The following is a 617-nucleotide window of genomic DNA, read 5'->3' as shown; positions in this document are numbered from 1 at the left end:
AGGAAATAACATGGCAGATTATGATATTGGATCAACAGGTGTAGGTAATTTACATCACGGCTTTTCAAAATCAAAAGACTTGGTGAGTTTACCAGTCAATAATGAAGCACAACTAACAAATGGATACGTAACGTTAAGTTGGAAAAAAGAAAACTCAATAGCAAAGTCACGCAAGCACGACAAAGAAATACATCAAAAGTGGGAAGTTAATTACAAAATTTTTAAGTCATATCGTGATAAGCAACCCGATGCACGAGGTAAAGAACTCGAAGAGTTGTATAAAAAAGTATCTGAACAAACTGGCATTTCACCATATACGCTCAAGGGATTGATGTACGAATACAAGTGGAGAGCAGAACAGGGAGTGTAAGAAATGAGATTAAAAGAATTGCGCAAAGGTAAGGGAATGCAACAACAAGAAGCAGCTAAAGAACTGAACATACCCGGTTCTACATACGCTGGATATGAACGTGGCGAACGTGAACCACGTATAGATATGTTAATTAAATTAGCTGATTACTTTGATGTATCAGTTGATTACTTAATCGGACACAAAAAAACGTCTAACCATGGCACTGGTCAGACGTTGGGTAATTAGCTTGGAGACAAATTACCCT

The 617-nt window shown here is 37.3% G+C and carries 2 protein-coding genes; both read left to right on the top strand.

Features of this window, described 5'->3' with window-relative positions; translation table 11 throughout:
- A partial coding sequence (locus tag FFM62_RS10040) for a hypothetical protein (protein WP_186822219.1) occupies window positions 1–370 on the top strand: 370 nt, incomplete at its 5' end.
- A gap of 3 nt (window positions 371–373) precedes the next feature.
- On the top strand, window positions 374–598 hold the full coding sequence (locus FFM62_RS10035) for a helix-turn-helix domain-containing protein (protein ID WP_115470263.1): 225 nt from the start codon (window positions 374–376) through the stop codon (window positions 596–598).
- Window positions 599–617 lie beyond the last annotated feature (19 nt).

The organism is Weissella thailandensis (genome assembly GCF_005405465.1).
Taxonomy (GTDB): domain Bacteria; phylum Bacillota; class Bacilli; order Lactobacillales; family Lactobacillaceae; genus Weissella; species Weissella thailandensis.
Note: the sequence above shows the minus strand (reverse complement) of the source record. Positions and strands in the feature narration are given on the sequence as shown.

Excerpts from the sequence above, each read along its gene's own strand:
- FFM62_RS10035 (WP_115470263.1), top strand. The coding sequence starts at position 374 with ATGAGATTAAAAGAATTGCGCAAAGGTAAGGGAATGCAACAACAAGAA.